11 protein-coding genes are annotated in these 14,916 nt (G+C 57.4%); 1 reads left to right on the top strand and 10 read right to left on the bottom strand.

Features of this window, described 5'->3' with window-relative positions:
* Positions 1 to 43: 43 nt before the first annotated feature.
* From brnQ to sdhC, 10 genes are all read right to left on the bottom strand, one after another.
* Positions 44 to 1,357 carry a branched-chain amino acid transport system II carrier protein gene (gene brnQ / locus BW43_RS08005; RefSeq protein WP_032889165.1) on the bottom strand — a complete coding sequence of 438 codons (1,314 nt, stop codon included), beginning with the start codon at positions 1,355 to 1,357 and terminating at the stop codon, positions 44 to 46.
* Between the two features lie 358 nt (positions 1,358 to 1,715).
* Positions 1,716 to 2,597, bottom strand: coding sequence for a succinate--CoA ligase subunit alpha (gene sucD / locus BW43_RS08010; protein WP_003210566.1), 882 nt, complete (start codon positions 2,595 to 2,597; stop codon positions 1,716 to 1,718).
* Positions 2,597 to 3,763, bottom strand: coding sequence for an ADP-forming succinate--CoA ligase subunit beta (sucC, locus tag BW43_RS08015; RefSeq protein ID WP_003210567.1), 1,167 nt, complete (start codon positions 3,761 to 3,763; stop codon positions 2,597 to 2,599). The genes sucD and sucC overlap by 1 nt, the downstream gene beginning before the upstream one ends.
* Before the next feature lie 205 nt (positions 3,764 to 3,968).
* The gene (gene lpdA, locus BW43_RS08020) at positions 3,969 to 5,405 is read right to left on the bottom strand and encodes a dihydrolipoyl dehydrogenase (protein WP_032889163.1); all 1,437 of its coding nucleotides are present in this window, start codon (positions 5,403 to 5,405) and stop codon (positions 3,969 to 3,971) included.
* A 98-nt stretch (positions 5,406 to 5,503) separates the two neighbouring features.
* Positions 5,504 to 6,727, bottom strand: coding sequence for a 2-oxoglutarate dehydrogenase complex dihydrolipoyllysine-residue succinyltransferase (odhB, locus tag BW43_RS08025; protein ID WP_032889161.1), 1,224 nt, complete (start codon positions 6,725 to 6,727; stop codon positions 5,504 to 5,506).
* Positions 6,728 to 6,771: 44 nt separating this feature from the next.
* On the bottom strand, positions 6,772 to 9,603 hold the full coding sequence (locus tag BW43_RS08030) for a 2-oxoglutarate dehydrogenase E1 component (protein ID WP_032889159.1): 2,832 nt from the start codon (positions 9,601 to 9,603) through the stop codon (positions 6,772 to 6,774).
* 261 nt (positions 9,604 to 9,864) lie between these two features.
* Positions 9,865 to 10,569, bottom strand: a complete 705-nt coding sequence (locus tag BW43_RS08035) for a succinate dehydrogenase iron-sulfur subunit (RefSeq protein WP_003172807.1) — start codon at positions 10,567 to 10,569, stop codon at positions 9,865 to 9,867.
* Between the two features lie 11 nt (positions 10,570 to 10,580).
* Positions 10,581 to 12,353, bottom strand: coding sequence for a succinate dehydrogenase flavoprotein subunit (gene sdhA / locus BW43_RS08040; protein WP_032889157.1), 1,773 nt, complete (start codon positions 12,351 to 12,353; stop codon positions 10,581 to 10,583).
* A gap of 3 nt (positions 12,354 to 12,356) precedes the next feature.
* On the bottom strand, positions 12,357 to 12,725 hold the full coding sequence (sdhD, locus tag BW43_RS08045; RefSeq protein WP_032889156.1) for a succinate dehydrogenase, hydrophobic membrane anchor protein: 369 nt from the start codon (positions 12,723 to 12,725) through the stop codon (positions 12,357 to 12,359).
* Positions 12,719 to 13,093, bottom strand: a complete 375-nt coding sequence (gene sdhC / locus BW43_RS08050; protein WP_016979564.1) for a succinate dehydrogenase, cytochrome b556 subunit — start codon at positions 13,091 to 13,093, stop codon at positions 12,719 to 12,721. Before sdhC ends, sdhD begins: the two co-directional genes overlap by 7 nt.
* 364 nt (positions 13,094 to 13,457) lie before the next feature.
* Here sdhC and gltA point away from each other — a divergent pair, with 364 nt between their 5' ends.
* Positions 13,458 to 14,747, top strand: coding sequence for a citrate synthase (gltA, locus tag BW43_RS08055; RefSeq protein WP_032889154.1), 1,290 nt, complete (start codon positions 13,458 to 13,460; stop codon positions 14,745 to 14,747).
* The last annotated feature ends 169 nt before the right edge of the window (positions 14,748 to 14,916 follow it).

Genomic DNA, 14,916 nt, shown 5'->3' with positions numbered 1-14,916 from the left:
TATTGATTGATACGGGGCATTTCTGTGCAGCCTTGAAGCGGTGTTACGCGATCGCTTCGCTACGCTTGCCAAGCATACGATCAACCACCACAGCCACGACCAAGGTCATTACCGACGGCACCAACCACGCAAGGCCCTGCTCGCTCAGCGGCAGATGCGCCAGTTGCGACGGCAGCCAGTCGGCAAAGCCCGCGCCCTTCAGCGCATCAATGCAGCCAAATATGAACGACACCAGCATCACCGGGCCAACGATCCGGCCCTGTTCCTGCCAGAAGTCTTTGCAGAAGCTCAGGGCCACCAGCACGATGCACGGCGGGTAGATCGCGGTAAGCACCGGTATCGAAAAGGCAATCAGCTTAGTCAGGCCCAGGTTGGACACGAACAACGAGAACAGCGCCAGGATCACTACCAGGGTCTTGTAGGACAGCGGCAGTATTTTGCTGAAGTACTCGGCGCAAGCGCAGGTCAGGCCAACCGCGGTAACCAGGCATGCCAAGGAAATCAATACCGCCAGGAAACCACTGCCCAGGGAGCCGAAGGTGTGTTGCACGTACGCGTGCAGTACGGCTGCGCCATTAGCCGCACCAGCGGCCACTTCATGACTTCCCGCACCAAGGCGGAACAGGCTGACGTACACCAGCGCAAGACCAACGCCAGCAATCAGGCCAGCGATGATCGCGTAGCGGGTGATCAGCTTGGGCGAATCAACACCACGGGAGCGGATAGCGTTGACGATCACAATTCCGAATACCAGAGCACCAAGGGTGTCCATGGTCAGATAACCATTGATAAAACCTTGGGAGAACGGTGCAGCGACGTATTCCGGAGTGGCGACACCCACCTCACCGGCCGGCAAGGCAAACGCAGCGATGCCGAGGATGGCTAACGCGATGATCTTCAACGGCGCAAGGAAACGACCGACAGTGTCCAGCAGGCGCCCTGGGTACAGGGACACAAAGAACACCACTAGGAAGTAAACGGAGCTATAGAGGAACAGCGCCAACGGGCTTTCACCGGTGAGCGGCGCCAAGCCGACTTCAAAGGACACCGTCGCGGTACGCGGGGTAGCGAACAGCGGCCCTACCGCCAGATACGCAGCCGCCGCAAGCAGGCCACCGGCGATCTTGCCGATCGGGCTGCTCAACGCATCCATACCACCGCCGACCTTGGCGAGGGCAATCACGGTGACCACTGGCAAACCCACTGCGGTGATCAGGAAGCCCAACGCCGCCATCCAGACGTGAGGTCCGGACTGCAAGCCAACGATAGGCGGGAAGATGATGTTACCGGCGCCCACGAACAGGGCAAAGGTCATGAAGCCCAACGCCAGGATATCCTGGCTTTTCAACACTTTCATTTCGGGAAATACCACACTACTGAATCGGAATTTAGAGAGGGATTCCCTGTGGATGAGGGAAATACTGCCGGCCCTGATGGGGCCGACCGGTCTAGCGCGCGGCTTCCTTTTGGGGGCCAGCGCATAAAGAGGCGGGTAGGTTACAGAATCAGGCTGACAAACGCACTGTTGCGGGGCGAACTGTCCGATAAGCGACATCTTGATGTCGCGTTTTCATACTTATGTTGGCAATACAAACAAATGTGTGAGGGCTAGTTGAATCGTCGCACGGCCCCTTACATAGGATCGAGTACATCCAAACGCACAAAGGCCACCCGAAGGTGGCCTTTGCTGGTAAAGCGTCAGCTAAGCGCGAAGCTTACTTGACAGCCCAACCGGTCAGCTCGGACAAAGCCTTGCCGATGTCTGCCAGCGAACGCACAGTTTTAACGCCTGCGTCTTCCAGAGCCGCAAACTTCTCGTCTGCAGTGCCTTTGCCGCCAGAGATGATTGCGCCAGCATGGCCCATGCGCTTGCCCGCAGGGGCAGTCACACCAGCGATGTAGGAAACAACCGGCTTGGTCACGTGTGCCTTGATGTAGGCAGCCGCTTCTTCTTCAGCCGAACCGCCGATCTCACCGATCATCACGATCGCTTCGGTCTTTGGATCTTCCTGGAACAGCTTCAGGATGTCGATGAAGTTCGAACCTGGGATCGGGTCACCGCCGATGCCGACGCAAGTCGACTGACCGAAACCGGCGTCAGTAGTTTGCTTGACAGCTTCGTAGGTCAGGGTGCCGGAACGGGAAACGATACCGACTTTACCTGGCAAGTGAATGTGACCTGGCATGATGCCGATCTTGCATTCGCCTGGGGTGATCACGCCTGGGCAGTTAGGGCCGATCAGGACAACGCCCAGTTCGTCGCACTTAACTTTAGCGTCCAGCATGTCCAGGGTAGGAATGCCTTCGGTGATGCAGACGATCAGCTTGATGCCGCCGAATGCTGCTTCCAGGATGGAGTCCTTGCAGAAAGGAGCTGGAACGTAGATCACGCTGGCGGTGGCGCCAGTGGCAGCTACAGCATCTTTCACGGTGTTGAACACTGGCAGACCCAGGTGCTCAGTGCCGCCTTTACCAGGAGTTACGCCGCCAACCATCTTGGTGCCGTATTCGATGGCTTGCTGGGTGTGGAAACTACCTTGCGAACCGGTAATACCCTGGCAGATAACTTTGGTGTCTTTATTGATCAGGACGCTCATTATTTGCCCTCCGCAGCTTTAACAACTTGTTGAGCAGCGTCGGTCAGGCTGGTAGCCGCGATGATGTTCAAACCGCTTTCTGCCAGTACTTTAGCGCCCAGTTCAGCGTTGTTACCTTCAAGGCGAACAACAACCGGGATTTTAACGCCAACTTCTTTCACTGCACCGATGATGCCTTCGGCAATCATGTCGCAACGAACGATGCCGCCGAAGATGTTAACCAGCACTGCTGCGACGTTGGAGTCGGACAGGATGATCTTGAAGGCTTCGGTAACGCGTTCTTTGGTAGCACCGCCGCCTACGTCGAGGAAGTTGGCTGGTTTGCCGCCATGCAGGTTGACGATGTCCATGGTACCCATGGCCAGGCCAGCACCGTTGACCATGCAACCGATGTTACCTTCCAGGGCTACGTAGTTCAGTTCGAACTTGGCAGCGTGCGCTTCGCGCGGATCGTCTTGCGACGGATCGTGGAAAGTCTTCAGCTTAGGCTGACGGTACATGGCGTTGGCGTCGATGTTGATCTTGGCATCGAGGCAGTGCAGATCGCCATCAGCCTTGATCACCAGCGGGTTCACTTCCAGCAGAGCCAGATCGTGATCCTGGAACAGTTTGGCCAGACCTACGAAGATCTTGGCGAACTGGGCAACTTGCTTGCCTTCCAGACCCAACTGGAAAGCCAGCTCACGACCCTGGAACGGCTGAGCGCCAACCAGTGGATCGATAGTGGCTTTCAGAATTTTTTCTGGGGTTTCTTCGGCGATCTTCTCAATGTCCACGCCACCTTCGGTGGAAGCCATGAACACGATGCGACGGCTCGAACGGTCAACGACAGCGCCCAGGTACAGCTCTTTAGCGATATCAGTGCACGATTCAACCAGGATCTTGGTGACTGGCTGGCCATTGGCATCAGTCTGGTAAGTCACCAGACGCTTGCCCAGCCATTGCTGTGCGAAGGCCTTGGCGTCTTCTTTGCTGCGAACCAGCTTAACGCCGCCCGCTTTACCGCGACCACCAGCGTGGACCTGGGCTTTGACAACCCACTCGGTGCCGCCGATTTTGTCGCAGGCTTCTGCTGCTGCTTCCGGGGTGTCTACTGCGTAGCCCTTGGATACTGGCAGGCCGTATTCAGCGAACAGCTGCTTACCCTGATACTCGTGAAGATTCATGCTTTTTACCGTCTTCGTTAGGTACTGCGCATTCGGCGCTGCGCTCATTATGAGTGCCGCGCCACCTGTGACTGCTGCTTGCGCAACTTGCTGGGCTTTAAGGCCCGTAAAGCTGCGCAAGACTGCGTCCAGCGGATATTCCGCGGTGAGTCTTGCGCGCAAGGCTCACGACGGGCAACTCCGCCGTGGTTTCTTATTATCTCGCTTAGCGCTTCTTGCGGTTGGCGATGTGGATGGCGCCGCCATTCACAGCCAACGCTGCTTCGTGCAACGCTTCGGACAGGGTTGGATGGGAGAAAACCATCATGCCCAGGTCCTCGGCACTGGTGCCGAATTCCATACCGATTGCACCTTGCTGAACCAGTTCTGCAGCGCTCGGGCCAATCACGTGGACGCCCAATACGCGGTCAGTCTTGGCATCAGCGATGACTTTGACAAAACCACCGGTGTCGTTGGCTGCCATGGCACGGCCAGAAGCAGCAAACGGGAAGGTGCCGACGTTAACTTCAACGCCTTCAGCTTTCAACTGCTGTTCGTTTTTGCCGACCCATGCAATTTCCGGGTGGGTGTAGATAACCGATGGGATCAGGTCGTAGTTCATCTGGGTTTTGTGGCCCTTGATGCGCTCTACAACCATGATGCCTTCTTCGGAAGCTTTGTGCGCGAGCATCATGCCGCGAACCACGTCGCCAATGGCGTAGACGCCAGGAACGGTGGTAGCGCAGTGATCGTCAACGTGGATGAAGCCACGCTCATCGATGTTCACGCCACTGTCGGAAGCCAGCAGGTCGGTGGTCACTGGACGGCGACCTACGGCTACGATCAGCTTGTCGAAAGTGATGGTCTGCTCGCCGTCTTTGTCGGTGTAGGTCACAACGACTTCTTCGCCGTTGACCTTCGAACCGGTAACACGTGCGCCCAGCTTGATATCCAGACCTTGTTTGGTCAGGGTTTTCAGCGCTTCTTTGGACACAGCGGTGTCGGCAGCCAGTAGGAACGTGTCCAGGGCTTCCAGTACAGTCACTTCAGAACCCAGGCGGGACCAGACCGAACCCAGTTCCAGGCCGATCACGCCAGCGCCGATCACGCCCAGACGTTTTGGAACTGCTTGGAATTCCAGGGCGCCGGTCGAATCAACGATTACGTTCTGGTCAACTGGAGCTGGTGGAATGTCGATAGGACGCGAACCCGGAGCCAGAATCACGTTCTCGGCTTCGATGACTTCAACCGAGCCGTCTGGTTTGGTGATTTCAACTTTCTTGCCGGCCAACAGTTTGCCGTGGCCTTGCAGGGAAGTGACGCCGTTAGCCTTGAACAGGGTTGCAACGCCGGAAGTCAGGCCTTTAACAATGTTGGCTTTACGGCCGACCATTGCTGGCACGTCCATGGTCACGCCAGCATGGTTGATGCCGTGGATCGCGAAGCCGTCTTGGGCTTCGTGGAATTTCCAGGAGCTGTCCAGCAGCGCCTTGGAAGGAATGCAACCAACGTTCAGGCAAGTACCGCCCAGTGCCAGTTTGCCTTCCTTGTCGGTGTATTTTTCGATGCAAGCAGTCGAGAGGCCCAGTTGTGCGGCCTTGATGGCGGCAACATAGCCTCCAGGACCTGCACCAATCACTACAACGTCAAATTTCTGCGACATGAAAATAGTTCCTCTATTTAGCAGCAAGCTTTCAAGCCACACGCTCCAGGTCAAGCCGCCCTATTTGGCGGCTTGCCCGGAGCCTGCAGCTGCTTCTATCAGATATCCAGCAGCAGACGAGCCGGGTCTTCCAGCAGGTTCTTGATGGTCACCAGGAAAGTCACGGCTTCTTTACCATCGATCAGGCGGTGATCGTAAGACAGTGCCAGGTACATCATTGGGCGGATCACGACTTGGCCGTTGATCGCCATCGGACGCTGGATGATGTTGTGCATGCCCAGGATCGCGGCTTGTGGCGGGTTGACGATCGGGGTCGACATCATCGAACCGAAGGTACCACCGTTGGTGATGGTGAAGGTACCACCGGTCATCTCGTCGATGGTCAGCTTGCCGTCACGGGCTTTCTTGCCGAAGCCGGCGATGCCGCCTTCGATTTCGGCCAGGCTCATCAGCTCGGCGTTACGCAGGACCGGAACCACCAGGCCACGGTCGCTGGACACGGCAACGCCGACGTCTGCATAGCCGTGGTAAACGATGTCGCCGCCGTCGATGGAAGCGTTGACTGCCGGGAAGCGTTTCAGCGCTTCGGTGGCCGCTTTCACGAAGAACGACATGAAGCCCAGGCGCACGCCGTTGTGGGACTTCTCGAACAGATCCTTGTACTTCGAACGCAGGGCCATGACTTCGGTCATGTCGACTTCGTTGAAAGTAGTCAGCATCGCCATGTTCGACTGTGCTTCAACCAGGCGCTTGGCCACGGTGGCACGAACGCGGGTCATCGGAACACGCTTCTCGGTGCGGTCGCCAGCAGCGAACACAGGAGCAGCGGCAGCCGGGGCAGCAGCCTTGGCAGGCGCAGCAGCAGGAGCGTTTTTCTTGGCTTCAACAGCAGCAACCACATCTTCCTTGGTCACACGGCCGTCTTTACCGGTGCCTTTGATGGAAGCCAGGTTGATACCGTTCTCTTCAGCCAGCTGACGCGCAGCCGGTGCAGCGATTGGATCTTCACCACCCGCAGCCGGAGCGGCAGCAGGTGCCGAGGCAGCGGCCGGTGCAGCAGCGGCAGCAGGAGCAGCGGCAGCGCTGCCTTCTTCGATCGAGCCCAGTACCTGGTTCGACAGAACGGTAGCGCCCTCTTCGGCAACGATTGCGCCCAGTACGCCGTCAGCTTCGGCCAACACTTCCAGAACGACTTTGTCGGTCTCGATGTCGACGATCAGGTCGTCACGCTTTACAGCGTCGCCTGGTTTCTTGTGCCAAGTGGCAACGGTGCCATCGGCAACCGATTCCGGGAATGACGGGGCTTTGATTTCGATAGCCATTATCTGTGGGTCCTTAAAATTCGGTTTCAGTCAGCGCGAAGGCGTTAAACAGTGAAAGCATCTTGCAGCAGTTTTTCCTGCTGCTCGGCGTGCATCGACGCATAACCACAAGCAGGTGCAGCAGAAGCATCACGACCGGCGTACTCCAAGCCCAAGGCCTTGTTGTGGTTGCCGATACTGCGACGCAGGTGATGCTGGCTGCTGTACCAAGCGCCTTGGTTCATCGGTTCTTCCTGACACCACACAACATTAGTGAGGTTGGTGTAAGGCGCGATGATCTCCATGAGGTCATCTTCCGGGAACGGGTAAAGCTGTTCGATACGTACGATGGCGATGTCTTCGCGGCCCTCGGCACGACGTTTTTCCAGCAGGTCGTAGTAGACCTTGCCGCTGCACAGGATCAGGCGAGTGACCTTGGCCGCGTCCAGCGTATCGATCTCTGGAATCACGGTCTGGAACGAACCATCCGCCAGATCTTCCAGGGTAGAGATGGCCAATTTGTGACGCAGCAGCGATTTCGGGGTCAGCACTACCAGGGGCTTGCGCAGCGGACGGATCACCTGACGACGCAGCAAGTGGTAGATCTGCGCCGGAGTAGTCGGCACGCACACCTGGATGTTGTGCTCGGCGCACAGCTGCAGGTAACGCTCCAGACGGGCCGAGGAGTGCTCCGGACCCTGACCTTCATAACCGTGTGGCAGCAGCATGGTCAGACCGCACAGACGGCCCCACTTGTGCTCGCCGCTGGTGATGAACTGGTCGATAACCACCTGAGCACCGTTGGCGAAGTCGCCGAACTGGGCTTCCCAGATCACCAGCGCCTGCGGCGTGGTGGTCGAGTAACCGTATTCGAACGCCAGTACGGCTTCTTCGGACAGGAACGAATCGTACAGGTCGAAACGCGGCTGGCCTTCGTACAGGTTCTGCAACGGGATGTAGGTGCCCGCGTCTTTCTGGTTGTGCAATACCGCGTGACGGTGCGAGAACGTACCACGGCCGATGTCCTGGCCGGTCATGCGGATCGGGTGACCTTCAAACGCCAGGGTCGCGTACGCCATGGTTTCGGCATAGCCCCAGTTGATCGGCAGGCCGCCGGCTTGCATCTTCTGACGGTCTTCGTAGATCTTCGCAACCTGGCGCTGCACCACGAAGCCATCCGGGATTTCCAGCAGCTTGGCGGACAGTTCCTGCAGGGTCTTCAGATCGAACGAGGTGTCGTGACGCGCCGTCCAGGTGTGACCCAGGTACGGACGCCAGTCAACGAACAGCTCTTTGTTCGGCTCTTTGACCAGGCTTTTTACAACGTGCAGACCATTGTCCAGCGCGTTGCGGTATTCATCGATCTTCGCCTGAACACGCGCATCATCAACAATACCGGCCTTCGTCAGGCTTTCGGCATACAGCTCACGTGTGGTGCGCTGCTTGGTGATCTGCTGGTACATCAACGGCTGGGTGCCGCTTGGTTCGTCAGCTTCGTTGTGACCGCGACGGCGGTAGCAAACCAGGTCGATCACCACGTCACGCTTGAACTGCATGCGATAGTCGACGGCCAGTTGGGTCACGAACAGCACAGCTTCCGGATCATCACCATTCACATGGAGGATCGGCGCCTGAATCATCTTGGCAACGTCGGTGGCGTACTCGGTGGAGCGCGCATCCAGTGGGTTGCTGATGGTGAAGCCAACCTGGTTGTTGATGACGATGTGAACGGTACCGCCGGTCTTGAAGCCGCGAGTCTGCGACATCTGGAACGTTTCCAGTACCACGCCTTGACCAGCGAACGCCGCGTCACCGTGGATGGAAATCGGCAGAACCTTTTCACCGGTGGTGTCGTTACGACGATCCTGACGAGCACGGACCGAACCCTCGACCACTGGAGAAACGATTTCCAGGTGGGATGGGTTGAAGGCCATGGCCAGGTGAACTTCGCCGCCTGTGGTCATGACGTTGGACGAGAAGCCCTGGTGATATTTAACGTCACCGGAACCCAGCTCGACCTTCTTCTTGCCTTCGAACTCGTCGAACAGTTCACGCGGGTTCTTGCCGAAGGTGTTGACCAACACGTTCAGGCGACCACGGTGAGCCATGCCGATCACGATTTCCTTGGTACCGTAGGAACCGGAACGCTGGATCAGCTCGTCGAGCATCGGGATCAGGCTTTCGCCGCCTTCCAGGCCAAAACGCTTGGTGCCTGGGTATTTGGTGCCCAGGTATTTTTCCAAACCTTCAGCTGCGGTCACGCGCTCAAGCAGGTGGCTGCGAACGTCGGCGGACAGCACCGGACGGCCACGCACACCTTCCAGGCGATGCTGGAACCAGTGACGTTGCTCGGAATCAGTGATGTGCGTGAACTCAGCGCCGATGGTGCGGCAATATGTCTGCTGCAACGCTTCGTGAATTTCGCGTAGGCTCGCTTCCTCTTTGCCGATGAACAGGTCGCCGGCACGGAAGGTCGTATCAAGATCGGCATTGGTCAAGCCGTAATGATTGATCGACAGGTCAGCAGGTGCAGGACGCTGCCAGAGCCCCAGCGGGTCAAGCTGGGCCGCCTGGTGGCCACGCATCCGGTAGGCCTGGATCAGTCGCAGTACTTCAACTTGCTTCTTCTCATGCTCACTGCTCACGCTACCGGCGGAAACCGGTTGGGCGCGGCGCTGGTTCTTTGCCAGCAGCACAAACTGATCGCGAATCGTTGCGTGCGATACATCGGTGGCAGCGTTGCCGTCTGAAGACAACGTCTGAAATTTGGTGCGCCATTCTTCTGGCACAGCGTTAGGGTCGTGCAGGTAGAGCTCATAAAGCTCTTCCACATAGGCAGCGTTACCACCTGAAAGATAGCCGCTGTTCCACATGCGCTGCATCACGCTTTCTTGCATGCTTGGTCACCCTCGATTTGGGGACACCACCGGCGGAAACACCGAGTTTGCTTGCAAAAGGCCAAGTGCAGCGACCAAAACAAGCCACTTAGGATCACGCTGATAGTTCGGGTACCAACCCGAATGCCCCTGCTTGTCTCATTTCTTCAAAATAAGAGCCGCGGCTTTGTAAGTCGCTGCTCAAGTTAAAACTACGGCGCCGGTTGAAGCCTGCGCCGCAGCATTTACGGGCACAACGGTCCTGCTTTGTTACAACGTCAGTTACACGCCGCTTTGGAGCAGCATGTTACGGATGTGACCAATGGCCTTAGTCGGGTTCAGGCCTTTGGGACATACGTTGACGCAGTTCATGATCCCGCGGCAGCGGAATACGCTGAACGGGTCATCCAGCGAAGCCAGACGCTCGGATGTCTTGGTGTCACGGCTGTCTGCCAGGAAGCGATACGCTTGCAGCAGGGCAGCTGGACCCAGGAACTTGTCCGGGTTCCACCAGAAGGACGGGCACGAGGTCGAGCAGCAAGCGCACAGGATGCACTCGTACAGACCGTCGAGCTTTTCACGCTCTTCAGGGGACTGCAGACGCTCGATGGCCGGAGCCGGCGTGTCGTTCTGCAGGAACGGCTTAACTTTCTCGTATTGCTTGTAGAAGATGCTCATATCGACGACCAGGTCACGGATAACCGGCAAACCTGGTAGAGGACGAACGATCAGCTTGTTGCCTTTAACAACGGCGGACAGCGGCGTGATGCACGCTAGGCCATTTTTGCCGTTGATGTTCATGCCGTCGGAACCGCAAACACCTTCACGGCAAGAGCGACGATAGGAGAAACCCTCGTCCTGCTCTTTGATCAGTGCCAATACATCCAGCACCATCAGGTCTTTACCACCGGTATCGACCTGGAACTCCTGCATGAACGGCGCAGCGTCCTGATCAGGGTTGTAGCGATAAACACTGACTTTCAACATGGCAGCCACCCTTAGTAAGTCCGAATCTTCGGTTCAAACGTCGGAACCGTCTTCGGCGAGAAGTTCACGGCACGCTTGGTTACGCGCTTGTCACCCGGGAAGTACAGGGTGTGGCACAACCAGTTTTCGTCATCGCGGTCTTCAAAGTCTTCACGAGCGTGAGCACCACGGGATTCTTTACGAACCTCGGCGGCGATCGCAGTCGCTTCAGCCACTTCCAGCAGGTTTTGCAGTTCAAGGGCTTCGATACGAGCGGTGTTGAACGCCTGGCTCTTATCGTTGATCTTGACGTTGGCGATGCGCTTGCGCAGATCGGCCAGCTGGGCAATACCCTTCTGCATGTATTCGCCGGTACGGAATACGCCGAAGTAGTTCTGCATGCAGCTTTGCAGCTCACGACGCAGAGTTGCCACGTCTTCGCCATCAGTGCGCTCGTTCAGAGCGTTCAGGCGGGCCAAGGCAGCCTCGATGTTAGCGTCGGTAGCGTCATCGTATTCGATGCCGTCGGTCAGCGCTTTTTCCAGGTGCAGGCCGGCCGCGCGACCGAATACCACCAGGTCGAGCAGCGAGTTGCCGCCCAGACGGTTGGCACCGTGTACCGATACGCAAGCCACTTCGCCTACTGCGAACAGACCGTGGATGATCTCGTCAACGCCGTCGGCGTTCTGGGTGATCGCCTGGCCATGAATGTTGGTCGGAACACCGCCCATCATGTAGTGGCAGGTTGGAACAACCGGAACCGGAGCAACCACTGGGTCAACGTGGGCAAAGGTCTTGGACAGTTCACAGATACCTGGCAGGCGGCTGTGCAGTACTTCTTCACCCAGGTGATCGAGCTTCAGCAGAACGTGGTCGCCATTCGGACCACAGCCGTTACCGGCGATGATCTCTTTAACCATGGAGCGAGCTACAACGTCACGACCCGCGAGGTCTTTCGCGTTCGGAGCATAACGCTCCATGAAACGCTCGCCGTGCTTGTTGATCAGGTAACCACCTTCACCACGGCAACCTTCAGTCACCAGTACACCGGCGCCGGCGATGCCGGTCGGGTGGAACTGCCACATTTCGATGTCTTGCACCGGCACGCCAGCACGCAGTGCCATGCCAACGCCGTCACCGGTGTTGATCAGGGCATTAGTGGTCGACGCGTAGATACGGCCTGCACCGCCAGTTGCCAGAACAGTAGCCTTGGCACGGATGTAGGTGGTTTCACCGGTCTCGATGCAGATGGCGATAACACCAACAAATGCACCGTCGGCGTTCTTCACCAGATCAACCGCGTAGTACTCGTTCAGGAACGTGGTGCCAGCTTTCAGGTTGCCCTGATAAAGGGTGTGCAGCAGCGCATGACCGGTACGGTCGGACGCAGCGCAGGTACGGGCAGCTTGGCCACCTTTACCGTAATCCTTCGACTGACCGCCGAATGGACGTTGGTAGATACGACCTTGCTCGGTACGGGAGAACGGCAGGCCCATGTGGTCCAGCTCGAACACCGCAGCCGGACCTTCCTGACACATGTATTCGATAGCGTCCTGGTCACCGATGTAGTCGGAACCCTTGACGGTATCGTACATGTGCCAGCGCCAGTCATCGTTTGGATCGGCGGAAGCGATGGCGCAGGTGATGCCACCCTGGGCCGATACGGTGTGGGAGCGGGTCGGGAACACCTTGGTGATCACGGCAGTCTTGTGACCACCCTGGGCCAGCTGCAGCGCTGCGCGCATGCCAGCACCGCCGCCACCAATAATGATGGCGTCGAAGGAAATAGTTGGAATGTTAGCCATGAATCAGATACCCCAAAGAATCTGCACACCCCAGACGAAGTAAGCGAACATCGCAATGCCGCATACTGCCTGGAAGAGGAAACGGACTGCGGTTGCGGACTTGCCCAGCGCCATAGGCGTCAAGTAGTCAGTCGCAATGGTCCACATGCCAACCCAGGCGTGAGCGCCCAGGGCTACAAGGGCCAGCAGGCTGAAGATTCGCATCGCATTGTGGGAAAACAGGCCGTGCCATTGCTCATAGCCGATGCCCGGATTTGCGACGAGGTATCCGATCAGGAAAATGAAATAAGCCGCGAGAACGACCGCAGACACACGCTGTGCCATCCAGTCATAGAGGCCTGAACGCGAAAGGTTCGTAACGCTGGTTACCATATCCAAACTCCTGCCAGAACGATCAGCACCACGGAAATGGCGATGATGATTTTCGAGCCCAGGCGGCCGCCTTCCAGCGTCTCACCGATACCCGCATCCATGATCAAGTGGCGCACACCGGCTACCAGGTGATAAAGCAGAGCGGACAGGAGGCCCCATGCTACGAACTTGGCCAGCGGGCTGGTCAAGCATGCCTTCACCTCGGCGTAACCTTCCTCGGAACCCAGGGATTTGCTCAATGCATAAAGCATGATGCCCAAGCCCAGGAACAGGATGATGCCGGAAACACGGTGCAGGAACGACGTAACGCCGGTGATGGGGAGTTTGATGGTCCTTAGGTCTAGGTTTACAGGTCGTTGGCTATTCACGGCTTTTTTTCACACTGAAGAGCCCCTAACAATCAGGGCAAAGTTGTTGGGGAGTGCACTGGTCAGGTAAGCACCACCCAGGGAGTGCGACCCCCAATGAAAGCAAGCCCAAAAGCCCTTGGCGGTCGGTGGCCGAGTATAGACAGTTAGGTTACTAATGACAACGCGCGCTCCTCACCCTAATAGCGGATTGCGCTGGCGAGATAAAAGGCGTAAATGGCAGTCAATTTCGAGGAAAAAGTACGGTTAAAGCCTTCTGGAGCAAGACTTTAGGCAAATTGACATCTGAATTTATCTCACTATAGTGGTGCGGGCCCTGCGTGGGGGGTCTGTCTGATGATTTGAAGCATAAATAGGAGGCCACATGGCTGACAAAAAAGCGCAGTTGATCATCGAGGGCGCAGCCCCCGTCGAGCTGCCCATTTTAACCGGCACCGTTGGTCCCGATGTTATCGACGTACGGGGCCTGACGGCCACGGGCCGTTTCACTTTCGACCCAGGCTTCATGTCGACCGCCTCTTGCGAGTCGAAGATCACCTATATCGACGGCGACAATGGCATTCTGCTGCATCGGGGCTACCCGATCGAGCAACTGGCTGAAAAGTCGGACTACCTGGAAACCTGCTACCTGCTGCTAAATGGCGAACTGCCAACAGCCGAGCAAAAAGCCCAGTTCGTCAGCACTGTAAAGAACCACACCATGGTTCACGAGCAGTTGAAGACCTTCTTCAACGGCTTCCGTCGCGACGCCCATCCGATGGCCGTCATGTGCGGTGTGGTTGGCGCCCTGTCAGCCTTCTATCACGACTCCCTCGACATCAATAACCCGCAGCATCGCGAAATCTCCGCGATCCGCCTGGTTGCCAAGATGCCGACTCTGGCCGCAATGGTTTACAAGTACTCCATGGGTCAACCCATGATGTACCCGCGCAACGACCTGACGTACGCGGAAAACTTCCTGCACATGATGTTCAACACCCCGTGCGAGATCAAACCGATCAGCCCGGTACTCGCCAAGGCCATGGACCGGATCTTCATCCTCCACGCCGACCACGAGCAAAACGCCTCGACGTCCACCGTACGCCTGGCAGGCTCTTCGGGTGCCAACCCGTTCGCCTGTATCGCCGCCGGTATCGCCGCACTGTGGGGCCCTGCCCACGGCGGTGCGAACGAAGCCGTATTGACCATGCTCGATGAAATCGGCGATGTGTCCAACATCGACAAGTTCATCGCCAAGGCCAAAGACAAGAACGATCCGTTCAAGTTGATGGGCTTCGGTCACCGGGTCTACAAGAACCGCGACCCGCGCGCGACCGTGATGAAGCAGACCTGCGACGAAGTATTGAAGGAACTGGGCATCAAGAACGATCCGCAACTCGAACTGGCCATGCGCCTGGAAGAGATCGCCCTGACCGACCCATACTTCATCGAACGCTCGCTGTACCCGAACGTCGACTTCTACTCGGGGATCATCCTCAAGGCGATCGGCATTCCAACCAGCATGTTCACCGTAATCTTCGCCCTGGCCCGCACCGTGGGCTGGATCTCCCACTGGAAAGAAATGCTCTCCAGCCCGTACAAGATTGGCCGTCCGCGCCAGCTGTACACCGGCTACGAGTCGCGTGACATCTCCAAGCTGGAAGATCGCAAGTAAGCACCTTTTAGCAGCACCGAAAACGGCCTCCCTCAGTGGAGGCCGTTTTTATTTGTGTCGACTGATCTACCACCATCAGGGGCAAGCCACCTCCCACATTGAAGTGCATTCCAAATGATGCACTCGGTTAACTGCAGGAGGGGACTTGCCCCCGATGGCATTGGCACAA

The sequence above is a fragment of the Pseudomonas sp. RIT357 genome (assembly GCF_000632245.1).
GTDB classification, from domain to species: Bacteria; Pseudomonadota; Gammaproteobacteria; order Pseudomonadales; family Pseudomonadaceae; genus Aquipseudomonas; species Aquipseudomonas sivasensis.
This window is presented reverse-complemented; position numbering and strand designations above follow the sequence as displayed.